The organism is Streptomyces vinaceus, from assembly GCF_008704935.1.
Taxonomy (GTDB): Bacteria; Actinomycetota; Actinomycetes; order Streptomycetales; family Streptomycetaceae; genus Streptomyces; species Streptomyces vinaceus.
Genome location: NZ_CP023692.1, coordinates 4,090,490 through 4,103,706, shown reverse-complemented (window position 1 = coordinate 4,103,706; position 13,217 = coordinate 4,090,490). Strand labels below are relative to the sequence as shown.

The following is a 13,217-nucleotide window of genomic DNA, read 5'->3' as shown; positions in this document are numbered from 1 at the left end:
ATGCGCGCCATCCGCCTCCACGCCTTCGGCCCCGCCGGGAACCTCACCCTCGAACGCACCGGCATCCCCGTACCCGCCCCCGGCCAGGTCCGCATCGCCGTGGCCGCCGCCGGAGTCCACCTCCTCGACACCGCCCTGCGCCAAGGCGTGCCGGGCCCCGCCCACACCCTCCCCGAGCTCCCCACCGTCCCCGGCCGCGAGGTCGCCGGCACCGTCGACGCCCTCGGCCCCGGCACCGACCCCGCCTGGCTCGGCCGGCAGGTCGTCGTCCACCTCGGCTTCGCGCCCGGAGGCTACGCCGAGTACGCCGTCGCCGCCGCCGACCGCCTGCACCCCGTACCGTCCGGCCTCGACCCCGCCCAGGCCGTCGCCATGATCGGCACCGGCCGCACCACCCTCGGGATCCTCCAGTTCGCCGACCTCGGCCCGGACTCCACCGTCCTGGTCCCCGCCGCCGCGGGCGGCATCGGCACCCTGCTCGTCCAGTACGCCCGGAACGCCGGCGCCACCGTCATCGCCCTCGCCGGCGGCCCCGCCAAAACCGCCCTCGCCGCCGCGAACGGCGCCCACCTCGCCCTCGACTACACCGCCCCCGGCTGGCCGGACGCCGTACGCGCAGCCCACCCGGCCGGCGCCACCGTCCTCTTCGACTCCGTCGGCGGCACCACCGCCCGCGCCGCCCTCGACCTCCTCGCCCCCGGCGGCCGCCACCTCGTCTTCGGCTGGTCCGCCGGACCCGTCCCCCTCACCGACGCCGACCGCGCCCGCCTGGCCGCCCGCCGCGTCACCACCGAGAACGTCCTCGGCCCCGCCATGCTCCGGCGCGCCGCGGCGGCCGGCGGCGGCGACGACCCCATGCGCCACCTCGAAACCCTCGCCCTCGCCGAAGCCGCCGCCGGCCGGCTCCGGCCCGCCCTCCAGCGCTACCCGCTCGCCGAAGCGGCCGCCGCCCACCACGACCTGGAGACCCGCGCCACCACGGGCAAGGTCGTCCTCGAACCCTGAGACGCCCCGGCCCCGGCCCCCGGCACCGGCCCCGGCACCGGCCCCGCCGGCAATATCGGATGACAGCGGCCCGTATCCCCACGTACCGTCCACCCACGTGGACCCGCTCACCGAAAAACAGATCCGTTCCTCCTTCGTGAACTGCACGAAGGGCGAGGCCGCACGCCTCAAGCTCCCGCTGGACTTCAGCGAACTCCCCTGGGAAGACCTCGACTTCCTCGGCTGGGTCGACCCCGGCGCCCCGCTGCGCGCCCACCTCGTGCACCAGGACTCCGACGGCACCCCCGTCGGCATCACCCTGCGCGTCCCGGGCACGAGCCGCACCAGCGCCCTCAAGTCCAGCGTCTGCCAGATCTGCCTCACCGGCCACGCCGCCTCCGGCGTCTCCCTCCTGGTCGCCCCCCTCGCCGGGGCCCGCGGCCGCGAGGGCAACACGATCGGCATCTACCTCTGCTCCGACCTCGCCTGCTCCCTCTACGTCCGGGGCAAGCGCCAGCCGAAGCTGCGCGCCGGCCAGTACGAGGAGACCCTGACGCTCCCCGAGAAGATCGAGCGCACCCGCGCGAACCTCGACTCCTTCACGGCGAAGATCACGGCGGCCTGACCCGCCCCGGGGCGCCACCGGCCCGGCGCAGCGGCCTCAGTCCCGCGCCGGGCCCCGCGGCGCACCCAGCCGCTTCAACGGCTCGTCCGTCAGCCGGTACACCGACCACTCGTCCTGCGGCCGCGCCCCCAACGCCTCGTAGAACGCGATCGTCGGAGCGTTCCACTTCAGCACCGCCCACTCCAGGCGCTCGTACCCGCGCTCCACACAGATCCGCGCCAGCTCCGCCAGCAGCGCCTTCCCGTACCCGCCGCCGCGCGCGTCCGGGCGTACGTACAGGTCCTCCAGGTAGATCCCGTGCACCCCGCGCCAGGTCGAGAAGTTCAGGAACCACACCGAGAACCCGACGGCCTCCCCGTCCTCCGTCTGCGCGATGTGCGCGAACGCCGCCGGCCGCTCCCCGAACAGCGCCTCCCGCAACTGCTCCGGCGTGGCCCGCGCCTCGTGCGGCACCTTCTCGTACTCCGCCAGCTCGCGGATCATGGCGTGGATGAAGGGAACGTCTTCGACGACAGCACTCCGGATCATGCCCGCATGCTAGGGGGTGCCGTCACCGCCGACCCAGCAGGGCCTCCGCCACCAGCAGTTGCTCCTCTTCCGGCTCCGACTCCCCCTCCGCCACGTCCCACAGGACGTTCTGCAGCACCCGTCCCAGCGTCCACGCCCGGGCCCGCTCCCGGTCCAGGCCCAACGCCCCCGTCAGCGCGTCGAACCGCCACCGCACCTCGTCCGCCGCGAACTCGTTCCGGATCGCCGGCAGCAGCTCGAAACCCGGATCACCCGCGAGCGGCTTCGGATCGATCGCCAGCCACGGCCCGCGGCCGCCCCCGCCGCCCGCCAGCACATTGCCGTAGTGCAGGTCCCAGTGCAGCAGCCGGTCCCCCGGCTCGCCCGCCACCTCCGCCAGCGCCGCCGCGCAGTCCGCCACCAGCCCCCGCGCCCGCCCGGCCACCACCCGCTCCAGCGCCGCCGGTACGGACTCCAGCATTCCCGCCGCCACACCCCCGAGCCCCCGCACCCCGGCCGGGGCCCGCACCCCCGTCAGCCGCACCAGCAGCTCCCCCACCACCCGTACCGCCTGCCGCGGCTCGCGCTCCGCCAGCGCCGACAGCGGCCGCCGCTCGTCCAGCCGCTCCAGCAGCAGCGCGCCGGTCGCCGCATCGTGCTCCCACAGCCGTACGCAGCCCCGCCCGTCCCACGCGCGCAGCGCGAGCGGCTCCCCCGCGCTCTCCTCGTCCACCCGCCCCAGCTTCAGCACGGCCGCCGACCCGTCCGCCCGCTCCACGGGCAGCACCAGGGCCGTCATCCCGTGCATCCCGGGCCCGGTACGCCGAAGGTCCCACCGCTCCAGGAACTCCGCCGCCCGCGCGGGCAGCCCGGCGATGAACTCCCGCCCCCCGTCCCCTTCGTACCCGATCTGCGCCCGCACCAGCCCGTCCGGAATCTCCACCATGGAAACTAGGCTGCCGCGCCGCCGATGCCGACGCCCTCCAACGCCTTCGCGAACGCCGCCGCGTCGAACATCGCCCCGTCCTTCGCCCCCACCGGCCGGCCGTCCACCCGCACCATCGGCGTCCCCTGCGCCCCCGTCGCCTCGAACGCCTCCTCCGCCTCGCCGACCCACCCCTTGTACGTCTGCTCCGCCACCGCCCGGTCGAACGCCTCCCCGCGCAGCCCCGGCACCGCCGCGGCGATCGCCAGCAGGTGCCCGTCCGTGAACCTCCCCTTCGGCTGGCTCGCGAACACCGCCGCCTGGTACTCCGCGAACTTCCCCGCCTCCACCGACGCCCGCAGCGCGTTCACGGCCCGGACCGAACCGCTCGCCCCCACACCGTCCCCGCCTCCGCCCCCGTCCAGGAACGACGCCAGCAGGTACTCGACCTTGACCTTGCCCTCCGCGGCCAGCTCCAGCAGCACCTCGCCGCCCGCGCCCTCGAACTTCGCGCAGTAGCCGCACCGCGGATCCACCAGCACCTGCGCCGTACGCGGCGCCCCAGGATCCCCGACGACGATCTTCGGCCCGTCGACCCGGGCCGGCAGGTCCGCCAACCGGCCCGCGACCGGACTCGTCCGCACGACCGCCCCGGCCGCGCCCGAACCGGAGCCCACCCCCGGTCCCGCCCCCGCTCCGCACCCGGCCACCGCTCCACCGCACAGAGCCGCCGCCACGACCACCCCGACGACACGCCCTGCCCTCCGCACGCCCACCATCAACCAAACCTCTCTCAACCGGCACAAACCCCCCACCGGCACCCTACGGACCCCACCACCCCCGCACATCGGCCAAACGGCCACCTCCGCCACCCCGAAACCCGACATCCGGTACCTGGACACCCCTCCACCACGCCCTGTACCAACTCCCCATGACGATCAACGGCGGCATCTCCTTCTGGTACGCGACGGATCAGACGGCCACCCACCGGCCACCCCGCGCCCCCCTCACCGGCCACGCCACGGCCGACGTCGTCATCGTCGGCGGCGGCTACACCGGCCTGTGGACCGCGTACTACCTCAAGACCGCCGCCCCCGACCTGCGCGTCACCGTCCTGGAGCAGAAGTTCTGCGGCTACGGGGCCTCCGGCCGCAACGGCGGGTGGCTCTACAACGGCATCGCCGGCCGCGACCGCTACGCCCAACTCCACGGCCACCACGCCGCGCTCCGCCTCCAGCGGGCCATGAACGACACCGTCACCGAGGTCATCGACACCGCCGCCAAGGAGTCCATCGACGCCGACATCCACCGCGGCGGCGTCCTCGAAGTCGCCCGCACCCCCGCCCAGCTGAGCCGTCTGAGGGCCTTCCACGCCGCCGAACTCGCCTTCGGCGAGAGCGACCGCGAGCTCTACGACGCCACCGACACCCGCGCCCGCGTCGACGTCGCCGACGCCGTCGGCTCCACCTGGACCCCGCACGGCGCCCGCATCCACCCCCTCAAGCTGGTCAAGGGCCTGGCCGCCGCCTGCGAACGCCTCGGCGTGGTCATCCACGAATCCACGCCCGTCACCGAAATCGCCCCCCGCCGGGCCATCACCCCGTACGGAACCGTCCGCGCCCCGTACGTCCTGCGCTGCACGGAGGGCTTCACCGCCGCCCTCAAGGGCCAGAAGCGCTCGTGGCTCCCGATGAACTCCTCGATGATCGCCACGGCCCCGCTGCCGCCCGAGGTCTGGTCCCGCATCGGCTGGTCGGACGCCTTCACCCTCGGCGACATGGCCCACGCCTACATGTACGCCCAGCGCACCGCGGACGACCGCATCGCGATCGGCGGCCGCGGCGTCCCGTACCGCTTCGGCTCCCGCACGGACACGGACGGCACCACGCAGCAGTCGACGATCGATTCCCTGACCGCGCTCCTGACCTCCTTCTTCCCGGCCCTCACGGGAGTGGAGATCACCCACGCCTGGTCGGGCGTCCTCGGCGTCCCCCGCGACTGGTGCGCCACGGTCACCCTGGACCGCACGACGGGCCTCGGCTGGGCGGGCGGTTACGTGGGCTCGGGCGTCGCCACCTCGAACCTCGCGGCCCGCACCCTGCGCGACCTGGTCCTCGGCGAGACCTCGGACCTGACCACCCTCCCCTGGGTCGACCACCGGGTGCGCCGCTGGGAGCCGGAGCCCTTCCGCTGGCTCGGCGTCCAGGCCCTCTACGCGGCCTACCGCGAGGCGGACCGCCACGAGACGGCGACCCACACCCCGCGGACGACCCCCCTGGCCCGCCTGGCCGACCGCATCTCAGGCCGCCACTGACACGGAAGCCCGGCTCAGACGGGTCTGAGCCGGGCTTCCCGCGGAGCCCCCTGTCGGATTCGAACCGACGACCTACGCATTACAAGTGCGTTGCTCTGGCCGGACTGAGCTAAGGAGGCGCGTAACCGCCCTCACTTTACACAGCGCCCCATCCCCCGGGCCATCACGTTGTCCCGCCCCCGGGGTACCCGATCAGGGCGACCGCGGCGGCCGCCCGGGCGGGGGTGAGGTCGGGGTCGAGGGCCTTCACGACGGTCTCCGTCAGGGGTCGGAGGTTCCAGACGTGCTCGATCGCCGCCGGGTCGAGGGCGGTCTCGTAGTAGTCCTCGGCGAAGGCGCGGTAGCCCTCCGAGGTGCCCGCCGCAAGGACGGCGAAGAGGCGCCCGGCGCCGTCGGTGGCACCCACGGGGATCTCCACCTCGCCGGCCCGCCACGCGGTGTCGGACGTCTCGCGCCAGAACACCACCGTCGCCTGGAGCACGCCCTCCTCGGCGCAGAAGGCGGGCTCCGTCACCCACGGCCGGAAGACCTCCGGCACGGTGTCCACCAGGCCGGGCCACAGTGCGATGTCTTCGTCACCCCACGGGCTCATCGGGGACTCGTGGTCGAATCCGCGCCCGAACGCCCCGTCCGCCGTGAAGACGACGGCGTACTCGCCTCCCGAGCCGTCGTCCATCAGCGCGGCCTCGACCCCCGGCGCCCACATCGGGGCGTACGAGAAGTAGCCGTACTCGGTGTTCCCGCCGATCAGCAACTCCAGTGCCGCCATGGCTCGGCAGCGGCTGCGGAGGGTGGGGATGTCGGGCAGCGCCCGGATCAGGTCGTGGACGTTCATGGGGCGCAGCCAAGCAGACGCCACTGACAGAGGCGGAAGTCACGGCCGGCGGGGTGCTGACAGGACGGGGAGTCGCGGGGTAGCGTCGGGCGGAGTCCGGCTTGCTGGACTAGACCTTCCACTCGGATCGTCCGGCACGTTCCTGCCGGTAGAAGGGATTCACCACCATGGCTTCTGTCACTTTCGACAAGGCGACCCGGCTGTACCCCGGCGGCGACAAGCCCGCCGTCGACGAGCTGGAGCTGCACATCGAGGACGGCGAGTTCCTCGTCCTCGTCGGCCCCTCCGGCTGCGGCAAGTCCACCTCGCTGCGCATGCTCGCCGGCCTGGAGGACGTCAACGGCGGCGCCATCCGCATCGGCGACCGCGACGTCACGCACCTGCCGCCCAAGGACCGGGACATCGCGATGGTGTTCCAGAACTACGCGCTCTACCCGCACATGACCGTCGCCGACAACATGGGCTTCGCGCTCAAGATCGCCGGCGAGGACAAGGCGACCATCCGCAGGAAGGTCGAGGACGCGGCGAAGATGCTGGACCTCACCCAGTACCTCGACCGCAAGCCGAAGGCGCTCTCCGGCGGCCAGCGCCAGCGCGTCGCCATGGGCCGCGCCATCGTCCGCAAGCCGCAGGTGTTCCTCATGGACGAGCCGCTGTCGAACCTCGACGCGAAGCTCCGCGTGTCCACCCGTACCCAGATCGCCGCGCTCCAGCGCGACCTCGGGATCACCACCGTCTACGTCACCCACGACCAGGTCGAGGCCATGACGATGGGCGACCGCGTGGCGGTCCTCAAGGACGGTCTGCTCCAGCAGGTCGACACCCCGCGCAACATGTACGACCGCCCGGCGAACCTGTTCGTCGCCGGCTTCATCGGCTCCCCGGCCATGAACCTGGTCGAGGTCCCGATCGCCGACGGCGGCGTGAAGTTCGGCGACAGCGTGGTCCCGGTGTCGCGCGAGGCGCTGTCCGCCGCCGCGGACGCGGGCGACCGCACCGTCACCGTCGGCGTGCGCCCCGAGCACTTCGACATCGGTACCGAGGGCGGCCTGACCATCACGGTCAACGTCGTCGAGGAGCTCGGCGCCGACGGCTACGTGTACGGCCGCACCACGGAGGCCGAGGGCGCGCAGGACATCGTGGTGCGCGTGGGCGGCCGCCAGGTGCCGGAGAAGGGCTCGACGCTGCACGTGGTGCCGCGGGCCGGCGAGATCCACGTCTTCTCGACCTCGTCGGGCGAGCGGCTCTCCGGCTGACCCGCCGCCAAGAGCAGGCACGGACAGGGGCGTTCCTCCCGAGGGAGGGGCGCCCCCGCCGGGCATCCGGGGCAGACCGGGCCATTCGACCCCGGTCGTCAACCCTTAAATCGAAAAGCCACGTCGAACCATCCCCCGACCGGGTGACTAAATGTCGCCAAATCTTCACCGAGCGCTACTCTCGCCCTCGTGACCCACTCTGCCCGCCGTATCGGCCGTTCCCTCGCCCTGGTCCTGCCCGTCGTCCTGGTCCTGTCCGGGACCCTCGCGGTCACCATGGTCCCCTGGGCCGACAACACGCCCTCCCAGATCCTGACCGCGTCCGCCGAGGACGTCTCCGTCCCCGCGAAGCCGCGCGCCGCACAGGACGTGCTGCGCGACAAGCTGCTGGGCGAGCTCCAGCAGGGCGAGACGCCTGGTGACGTCCTGACGCACCTCCAGCAGGAGGTGGACCGGCGTCCGTCGCTGGCCGAGCACTGCGTGGGGATCGCGCGGGCGCTGGGCCGGGCCGCCGTCGACGTGTACGGCCCGACGAAGGCGCAGTCCTTCGCGCGTCCCGTGTGCGACACCTCGTACGCGACCGGCGTCGCCTCGATGGGCTGACGGCCGCCGGGCGTCGCCGTCCCCGTCCGTACCGGGGCCCCTACCCTGGCGGCCATGACCGACGCACCCCCCGAGTCCCGCTCCTCCGTTTCCGCGGCCGCGTACCCGGCCTCCCCCGCTCAGGCGCCCGTTCAGGCGGTCGTACTGGCGGGGGGCCAGGGTTCGCGGCTGCGTCCGTATACGGACGACCGGCCGAAGCCGATGGTGGAGATCCCGGGGACCGGGGTGCCGATCATCGGGCACCAGCTGGCCTGGCTGGCGGCCGAGGGGGTGACGGACGCCGTGATCTCGTGCGGGCACCTCGCGGAGGTGCTCCAGGACTGGCTGGCGGAGGCGGACCTGCCGCTGCGGGTGACCACGGTGGTGGAGGAGGAGCCGCTGGGGCGCGGGGGCGGGCTGAAGTACGCGGCCCGCCACCTGCCGTACGCGGACCGGCCGTGGTACGCGACGAACGGGGACATCTGGACGCGGTTCTCGCTGCGCGAGATGGCGGAGTTCCACGCCGAGCGGGGGGCGACGGCGACGCTGGCGCTCGCCCGGCCGCGGATCCCGTGGGGGGCGGTGGAGACCAACGAGTTCGGGCAGGTGCTGGACTTCATCGAGTCGCCGCCCTCGCCGTACCTGATCAACGCGGGGGTGTACGTCTTCGGCCCCGAATTCGCCGCGCTGCTGCCGGACTTGGGCGACCACGAGCGTACGACGTTCCCGCGGCTGGCCCGGGAGCGGCGGCTGGCGGGCTTCCCGCTGCCGCAGGGGGCCTACTGGCGGGCGATCGACACGGCGAAGGACCTGACCGAGGCGGCGCGGGAGTTGGCCGCCCAGAGCGGCTCCTGAGCCCACGGAAGAGGGGCCCGGCGCGCAGCGTGCGCGCCGGGCCCCTCTTGCGTTCGTACCGGCGTCAGCCGAGGAGGCCGCCGACCAGTCCGGGCTTCTTCGGGGCCGTGTCCCCGCCGCCGCTGCCGCCTCCGCTGCCGGAGCTGGAGGACGGGGGCTTCGGGGTGGACTGCCTGGGCGGGACGCCCGAGTTCGAGCCGCTGCCCGAGCCGCGGGTGGCGGCCGGGGACTGCGAACCGGTTCCGGCGCTCTGCTTGGCGGTGGAACCGGTGTTCCCGCGGCTGGACTTGGCCGCGGGCGCCGAGGCGCTGGCGGTGGGTTCGGCCGGCTTGGAGGGCTGCTGGGTGGCGGGCTGCTGCTGGGGCCGCTGCTGCTTGCCGGAGGGGGGCTGCGGGAGCGGGGAGCCGGGCAGGTAGTTGCTGGGGGCCTGGCCGGGCCCGGGAACGGTGACCACGGTGGTGGAGCGGACGGCGCCGCCGAGGAGCGAGCCGATGAGCAGGGTGAGTCCGCACACGAGGGTGGCCATGATGGTTCCGCGGCGCAGGACGCGCCGGCGCAGCCGCCAGATCTCGGAGCGCGGTCCGAGGGTCCGCCAGGCCTCGCCGGCGAGGCGCCCGTCGAGGGAGTAGACGGGGGCGCCGGCGATGATCAGCGGGCTCCAGGCGGCGAGGTAGATGATGTCGGGGGCGTCGTACGCGGGGACGGTCTTCCAGCTGACCGTCATCAGGAGGGCGGCGGACAGCAGGGCGCCGATGCAGGCGGCGAACCGCTGCCACAGGCCGAGGACGGTCAGCACGCCGACGATGACCTGGAGGAAGGCCACGCTGAGCCCGGCCCCGACGGGGTGGGCGAGGGCGAAGTCACGCAGGGGTTCGGCGAGCGCCCAGGGGTGGAGGGTGCGCAGCCAGGTGACCATGGAGCCGCGTTCGCCGCCGTCGAAGTAGACGGGGTCGCACAGCTTGCCCATGCCGGCGTAGATGCAGATGAAGCCGAGGAAGACGCGCAGCGGGAGCAGCACGACGCCGAGGTTCATCCGGCGGCCGGGGTAGTAGGAGGCCTGTCCGCGGGTGTCGGCGGGGGCGCGGCGGGTGTCGGCGGCGCTGCCGCCGCCGGGGCCGTCGTACGGGCCGCCGCCGCCCGCGTACCGGGGGCCGTGGGGGTGGTCGCGTACGGGGGTCAGCCGGCGGGTCTCGTCCGGGTCGCCGTACGTGCGCTGGCCGATGACGGTCGGCGTGGCCAGCGTGTCCTCGGCGAGGTCGTGCGCGAGGTCGACGCGGGGGATGGTCTGGGTGGCGCCGCCGTCGAACTCATCGTACCCGCGCCCGTGTTCGCGGACGGCCTGGAGGAGTCCGCCCATGGCGGCGGTGTCGCCGGGGGCGGACTTGCCGCTCCAGACGACGGGGGCCCGGCGGCGGCCGGCGCCGGCAGCGGCGGCGACCGCGGCGCCGCCGAGGACGGGCACGCGGCCGGGGGCGTTCGCGGGCTTGGAACGCGCGCTCGGGCTCGGTGCGAGCCGCACGCGGAAGCTGGCGTGGTTGACGATGACCTGTGCGGGGTCGCACGGCACCTTGACCATGCTCAGCGCGGGCTGGTCGTCGAACCCTGACGTTCTGGTGTCCACACTCATCTAACCGAGTGATCAGTGTTTAGGACACTGCCTTGACAGCAGGGATGTGTCCGAGACCCGTCAAGATCAAGCCACCCCGCCCGAAAGGGGCGGGGTGGCACGCTCACGGGTCACGTTCCCTGAGCCAAGTGGATCAAGGCGGCGGGGCCGCCCGGGGGTCAGACGCGGCCGCGGGTGGCCCGGCGGCGAGCCGCCTCGTAGAGCACGACGCCCGCGGCGACACCGGCGTTCAGCGACTCGGCGCCGCCCGGCATGGGGATGCGGACGAGGTAGTCGCAGTTCTCGCCGACGAGGCGGCCGAGGCCCTTGCCCTCGGAGCCGACGACGATGACGACCGGGCCGCCGAGCGCCTCCAGGTCCTGCACCTCGTGCGTGCCCTCGGCGGCGAGGCCGACGATGGCGATGCCGGCCTTCTTGAAGTCCTGGAGGGCGCGGGTCAGGTTGGTGACGCGGGAGACGGGGGTGCGGGCGGCGGTGCCGGCCGAGCTCTTCCAGGCACCGGCGGTCATGCCGGCCGCGCGGCGCTCGGGGATGACCACGCCGTGGCCGCCGAAGGCGGAGACGGAGCGGACGATCGCGCCGAGGTTGCGGGGGTCGGTGACCCCGTCGAGGGCGACGATCAGCGGGTCGTCGCCCTCGTCGTACGCGGCGGAGGTGAGGTCCTCGGGGTGCGCGTACTCGTACGGCGGGACCTGGAGGACCAGGCCCTGGTGGTTGAGCCCGTTGGTCATGCGGTCGAGCTCGGGGCGCGGGGCTTCCATCAGGTTGATGGTGCCGCGCTCGCCGGCGAGCTGGAGGGCCTCGCGGACGCGCTCGTCGTTGTCGATGAACTGCTGGACGTAGAGGGTGGTGGCGGGGACGCCGTCGCGCAGCGCCTCGAAGACCGGGTTGCGGCCGACGACCATCTCGCTGGTGCCCTTGGGGCCGCCGCGGCGCGGGGCCGGGCGGCGCTTGGCGGCCTGGCGGGCCATGGCATTGGCGATGCGGTTCGCCTTGTGCTTCTTGCGGTCCTCGGCCTTGGGCGTGGGGCCCTTTCCTTCCAGGCCCTTGCGCCGCTGGCCACCGCTGCCGACCGTGGCGCCCTTCTTGTTGGACGTGCGGCGGTTCCTGCGCTGGCTGTTCCCGGCCATGACCTCTACCTGTTTTCGTTGATGCTGCGATATGTACGTATGAAGAGTGTGCCGCCCGGGAGGCCGGGCGGCACAGTCGGACTGCTCCGGGCGGCCGCGCGCGCTCAGCGCGGGCCGAGCGACCAGCGCGGTCCGGTGGGGCTGTCCTCGATGACCAGGCCCGACTGCTGGAGCTGGTCGCGGATGGCGTCGGCGGTCGCCCAGTCCTTGCGGGCGCGGGCGGACTCGCGCTGCTCCAGGACGAGGCGTACGAGGGTGTCGACGGCGCCGTGGAGGTCCTCGCCGCGGTCGGACTCCCCGGCCCAGTGCGGGTCGAGGGGGTCCAGGCCGAGGACGCCGAGCATGGCCCGCACCTCGGAGAGCCGGGCGATGGCGGCGTCCTTGTCGTCGGCGGCGAGGGCGCTGTTGCCCTGGCGGACCGTGGTGTGGACGATGGCCAGCGCCTGCGGGACGCCCAAGTCGTCGTCCATGGCCTCGGCGAAGGCGGGCGGGACCTCGGCGGCCGGGTCGACGGTCTTGCCGGCCTTCTCGATGACGCGCTGGTAGAACCCCTCGATCCGCGCGAAGGCCGACTCGGCCTCGCGCAGCGCCTCCTCGCTGTACTCGATCATCGAGCGGTAGTGCGGGGTGCCGAGGTAGTAGCGCAGGACGATCGGGCGCCAGGCCTTGACCATCTCGGAGACGAGCACCGAGTTGCCCAGGGACTTGGACATCTTCTCGCCGGACATGGTGACCCAGGCGTTGTGGAGCCAGTACCGGGCGAACTCGTCGCCGAAGGCCTTGGCCTGGGCGATCTCGTTCTCGTGGTGCGGGAAGATCAGGTCGAGGCCGCCGCCGTGGATGTCGAAGGCGCTGCCGAGGTACTTGTGCGCCATCGCGGAGCATTCGAGGTGCCAGCCGGGACGGCCGCGGCCCCACGGGGTCTCCCAGTCGGGCTCGCCGGGCTTGGAGGCCTTCCACATGGCGAAGTCGCGCGGGTCGCGCTTGCCGGTGATGCCTTCCTCGGCGGGCTGGCGCAGGTCGTCGATGCTCTGGTTCGACAGCTCCAGGTAGCCCGGGAAGGAGCGCACGTCGAAGTAGACGCTGCCGTCGGCCTCGTACGCGTGGCCGCGCTCGATGAGCCCGCGCATCATCTCGATCATCTCGGGCACGTGGCCGGTGGCGCGCGGCTCGTACGTGGGCGGGAGGCAGCCCAGCGCGTCGTAGCCGTCGTTGAAGGCGCGCTCGTTCTCGTAGCCGATGGACCACCACGGGCGGCCCTGGTCCTCGGCCTTCGTGATGATCTTGTCGTCGATGTCGGTGACGTTGCGGATGAAGGTGACGTCGAGGCCGCGGTAGGTGAACCAGCGGCGCGCGATGTCGAAGTTCAGGTAGGAGCGGACGTGCCCGATGTGCGGGGCCGCCTGGACGGTGGCGCCGCAGAGGTAGATCGAGACGCAGCCCGGGACGAGCGGGGTGAAGTCGCGGATCTGCCGGGCGCTGGTGTCGTACAGGCGAATAGTCACGGCATCCAGGGTAGTGGGCCTGTAGCAGTGCCCCGCGACCCTTTCGGGGCGCGGGGGTGCTTTGTTGCGGAA

Annotated in this window: 13 protein-coding genes and 1 tRNA gene; 6 read left to right on the top strand and 8 right to left on the bottom strand. The window is 73.3% G+C overall.

Translation table 11 applies throughout. The annotated features are described in order from the left end of the window. Complete coding sequence (locus tag CP980_RS18500; RefSeq protein WP_150530261.1) at positions 1–1,005, top strand: zinc-binding dehydrogenase; 1,005 nt, start codon at positions 1–3, stop codon at positions 1,003–1,005. A gap of 97 nt (positions 1,006–1,102) precedes the next feature. Next, positions 1,103–1,609, top strand: coding sequence for an FBP domain-containing protein (locus CP980_RS18495; protein WP_132757798.1), 507 nt, complete (start codon positions 1,103–1,105; stop codon positions 1,607–1,609). A gap of 36 nt (positions 1,610–1,645) precedes the next feature. Here CP980_RS18495 and CP980_RS18490 read toward each other — a convergent pair whose 3' ends face one another. Genes CP980_RS18490 through CP980_RS18480 form a run of 3 tightly spaced genes read right to left on the bottom strand, consistent with a single transcriptional unit; the run spans position 1,646 to position 3,685 of the window. Beyond that, positions 1,646–2,137: a GNAT family N-acetyltransferase gene (locus tag CP980_RS18490; protein ID WP_099891179.1), complete on the bottom strand. Its 492-nt coding sequence runs from the start codon at positions 2,135–2,137 to the stop codon at positions 1,646–1,648. A 22-nt stretch (positions 2,138–2,159) separates the two neighbouring features. Continuing rightward, a complete protein-coding gene (locus CP980_RS18485) occupies positions 2,160–3,062 on the bottom strand; it encodes an aminoglycoside phosphotransferase family protein (RefSeq protein ID WP_150528635.1) in 903 nt (300 codons plus the stop codon). A 5-nt stretch (positions 3,063–3,067) separates the two neighbouring features. After that, complete coding sequence (locus tag CP980_RS18480; RefSeq protein WP_167535850.1) at positions 3,068–3,685, bottom strand: DsbA family protein; 618 nt, start codon at positions 3,683–3,685, stop codon at positions 3,068–3,070. A 287-nt stretch (positions 3,686–3,972) separates the two neighbouring features. Here CP980_RS18480 and CP980_RS18475 point away from each other — a divergent pair, with 287 nt between their 5' ends. Next, positions 3,973–5,355, top strand: a complete 1,383-nt coding sequence (locus CP980_RS18475) for an NAD(P)/FAD-dependent oxidoreductase (RefSeq protein WP_132757804.1) — start codon at positions 3,973–3,975, stop codon at positions 5,353–5,355. A 44-nt stretch (positions 5,356–5,399) separates the two neighbouring features. Here CP980_RS18475 and CP980_RS18470 read toward each other — a convergent pair. Then, positions 5,400–5,474 (bottom strand) — tRNA-Thr (locus CP980_RS18470). Between the two features lie 44 nt (positions 5,475–5,518). Further along, on the bottom strand, positions 5,519–6,190 hold the full coding sequence (locus CP980_RS18465) for a hypothetical protein (RefSeq protein WP_150528634.1): 672 nt from the start codon (positions 6,188–6,190) through the stop codon (positions 5,519–5,521). Between the two features lie 167 nt (positions 6,191–6,357). Here CP980_RS18465 and CP980_RS18460 point away from each other — a divergent pair, with 167 nt between their 5' ends. The 3 genes from CP980_RS18460 to CP980_RS18450 all read left to right on the top strand — a co-directional run bounded on the left by CP980_RS18460 (position 6,358) and on the right by CP980_RS18450 (position 8,883). Beyond that, a complete protein-coding gene (locus CP980_RS18460; RefSeq protein WP_099891170.1) occupies positions 6,358–7,446 on the top strand; it encodes an ABC transporter ATP-binding protein in 1,089 nt (362 codons plus the stop codon). 189 nt (positions 7,447–7,635) lie between these two features. Then, entirely contained in the window at positions 7,636–8,049 is a 414-nt protein-coding gene (locus CP980_RS18455; RefSeq protein ID WP_132757807.1) for a hypothetical protein, read from the top strand. Between the two features lie 54 nt (positions 8,050–8,103). Beyond that, positions 8,104–8,883: a nucleotidyltransferase family protein gene (locus tag CP980_RS18450; RefSeq protein ID WP_132757809.1), complete on the top strand. Its 780-nt coding sequence runs from the start codon at positions 8,104–8,106 to the stop codon at positions 8,881–8,883. Positions 8,884–8,947: 64 nt separating this feature from the next. On the opposite strand, the gene CP980_RS18445 is transcribed toward CP980_RS18450, so the two are convergent. From CP980_RS18445 to cysS, 3 genes are all read right to left on the bottom strand, one after another. Next, positions 8,948–10,510 carry a DoxX family protein gene (locus CP980_RS18445; RefSeq protein WP_150528633.1) on the bottom strand — a complete coding sequence of 521 codons (1,563 nt, stop codon included), beginning with the start codon at positions 10,508–10,510 and terminating at the stop codon, positions 8,948–8,950. Positions 10,511–10,668: 158 nt separating this feature from the next. Continuing rightward, complete coding sequence (gene rlmB / locus CP980_RS18440) at positions 10,669–11,640, bottom strand: 23S rRNA (guanosine(2251)-2'-O)-methyltransferase RlmB (protein WP_150528632.1); 972 nt, start codon at positions 11,638–11,640, stop codon at positions 10,669–10,671. 104 nt (positions 11,641–11,744) lie between these two features. Continuing rightward, the gene (cysS, locus tag CP980_RS18435) at positions 11,745–13,145 is read right to left on the bottom strand and encodes a cysteine--tRNA ligase (protein WP_132757812.1); all 1,401 of its coding nucleotides are present in this window, start codon (positions 13,143–13,145) and stop codon (positions 11,745–11,747) included. Between the last annotated feature and the right edge of the window lie 72 nt (positions 13,146–13,217).

Bases quoted from the DNA above. Each gene is read 5' to 3' on its own strand.
- CP980_RS18500 (WP_150530261.1), top strand. From the start codon at position 1: ATGCGCGCCATCCGCCTCCACGCCTTCGGCCCCGCCGGGAACCTCACC.
- CP980_RS18490 (WP_099891179.1), bottom strand. From the start codon at position 2,137: ATGATCCGGAGTGCTGTCGTCGAAGACGTTCCCTTCATCCACGCCATG.
- CP980_RS18485 (WP_150528635.1), bottom strand. From the start codon at position 3,062: ATGGTGGAGATTCCGGACGGGCTGGTGCGGGCGCAGATCGGGTACGAA.
- CP980_RS18475 (WP_132757804.1), top strand. From the start codon at position 3,973: ATGACGATCAACGGCGGCATCTCCTTCTGGTACGCGACGGATCAGACG.
- CP980_RS18465 (WP_150528634.1), bottom strand. From the start codon at position 6,190: ATGAACGTCCACGACCTGATCCGGGCGCTGCCCGACATCCCCACCCTC.
- CP980_RS18460 (WP_099891170.1), top strand. From the start codon at position 6,358: ATGGCTTCTGTCACTTTCGACAAGGCGACCCGGCTGTACCCCGGCGGC.
- CP980_RS18450 (WP_132757809.1), top strand. From the start codon at position 8,104: ATGACCGACGCACCCCCCGAGTCCCGCTCCTCCGTTTCCGCGGCCGCG.
- CP980_RS18445 (WP_150528633.1), bottom strand. From the start codon at position 10,510: ATGAGTGTGGACACCAGAACGTCAGGGTTCGACGACCAGCCCGCGCTG.
- rlmB (WP_150528632.1), bottom strand. From the start codon at position 11,640: ATGGCCGGGAACAGCCAGCGCAGGAACCGCCGCACGTCCAACAAGAAG.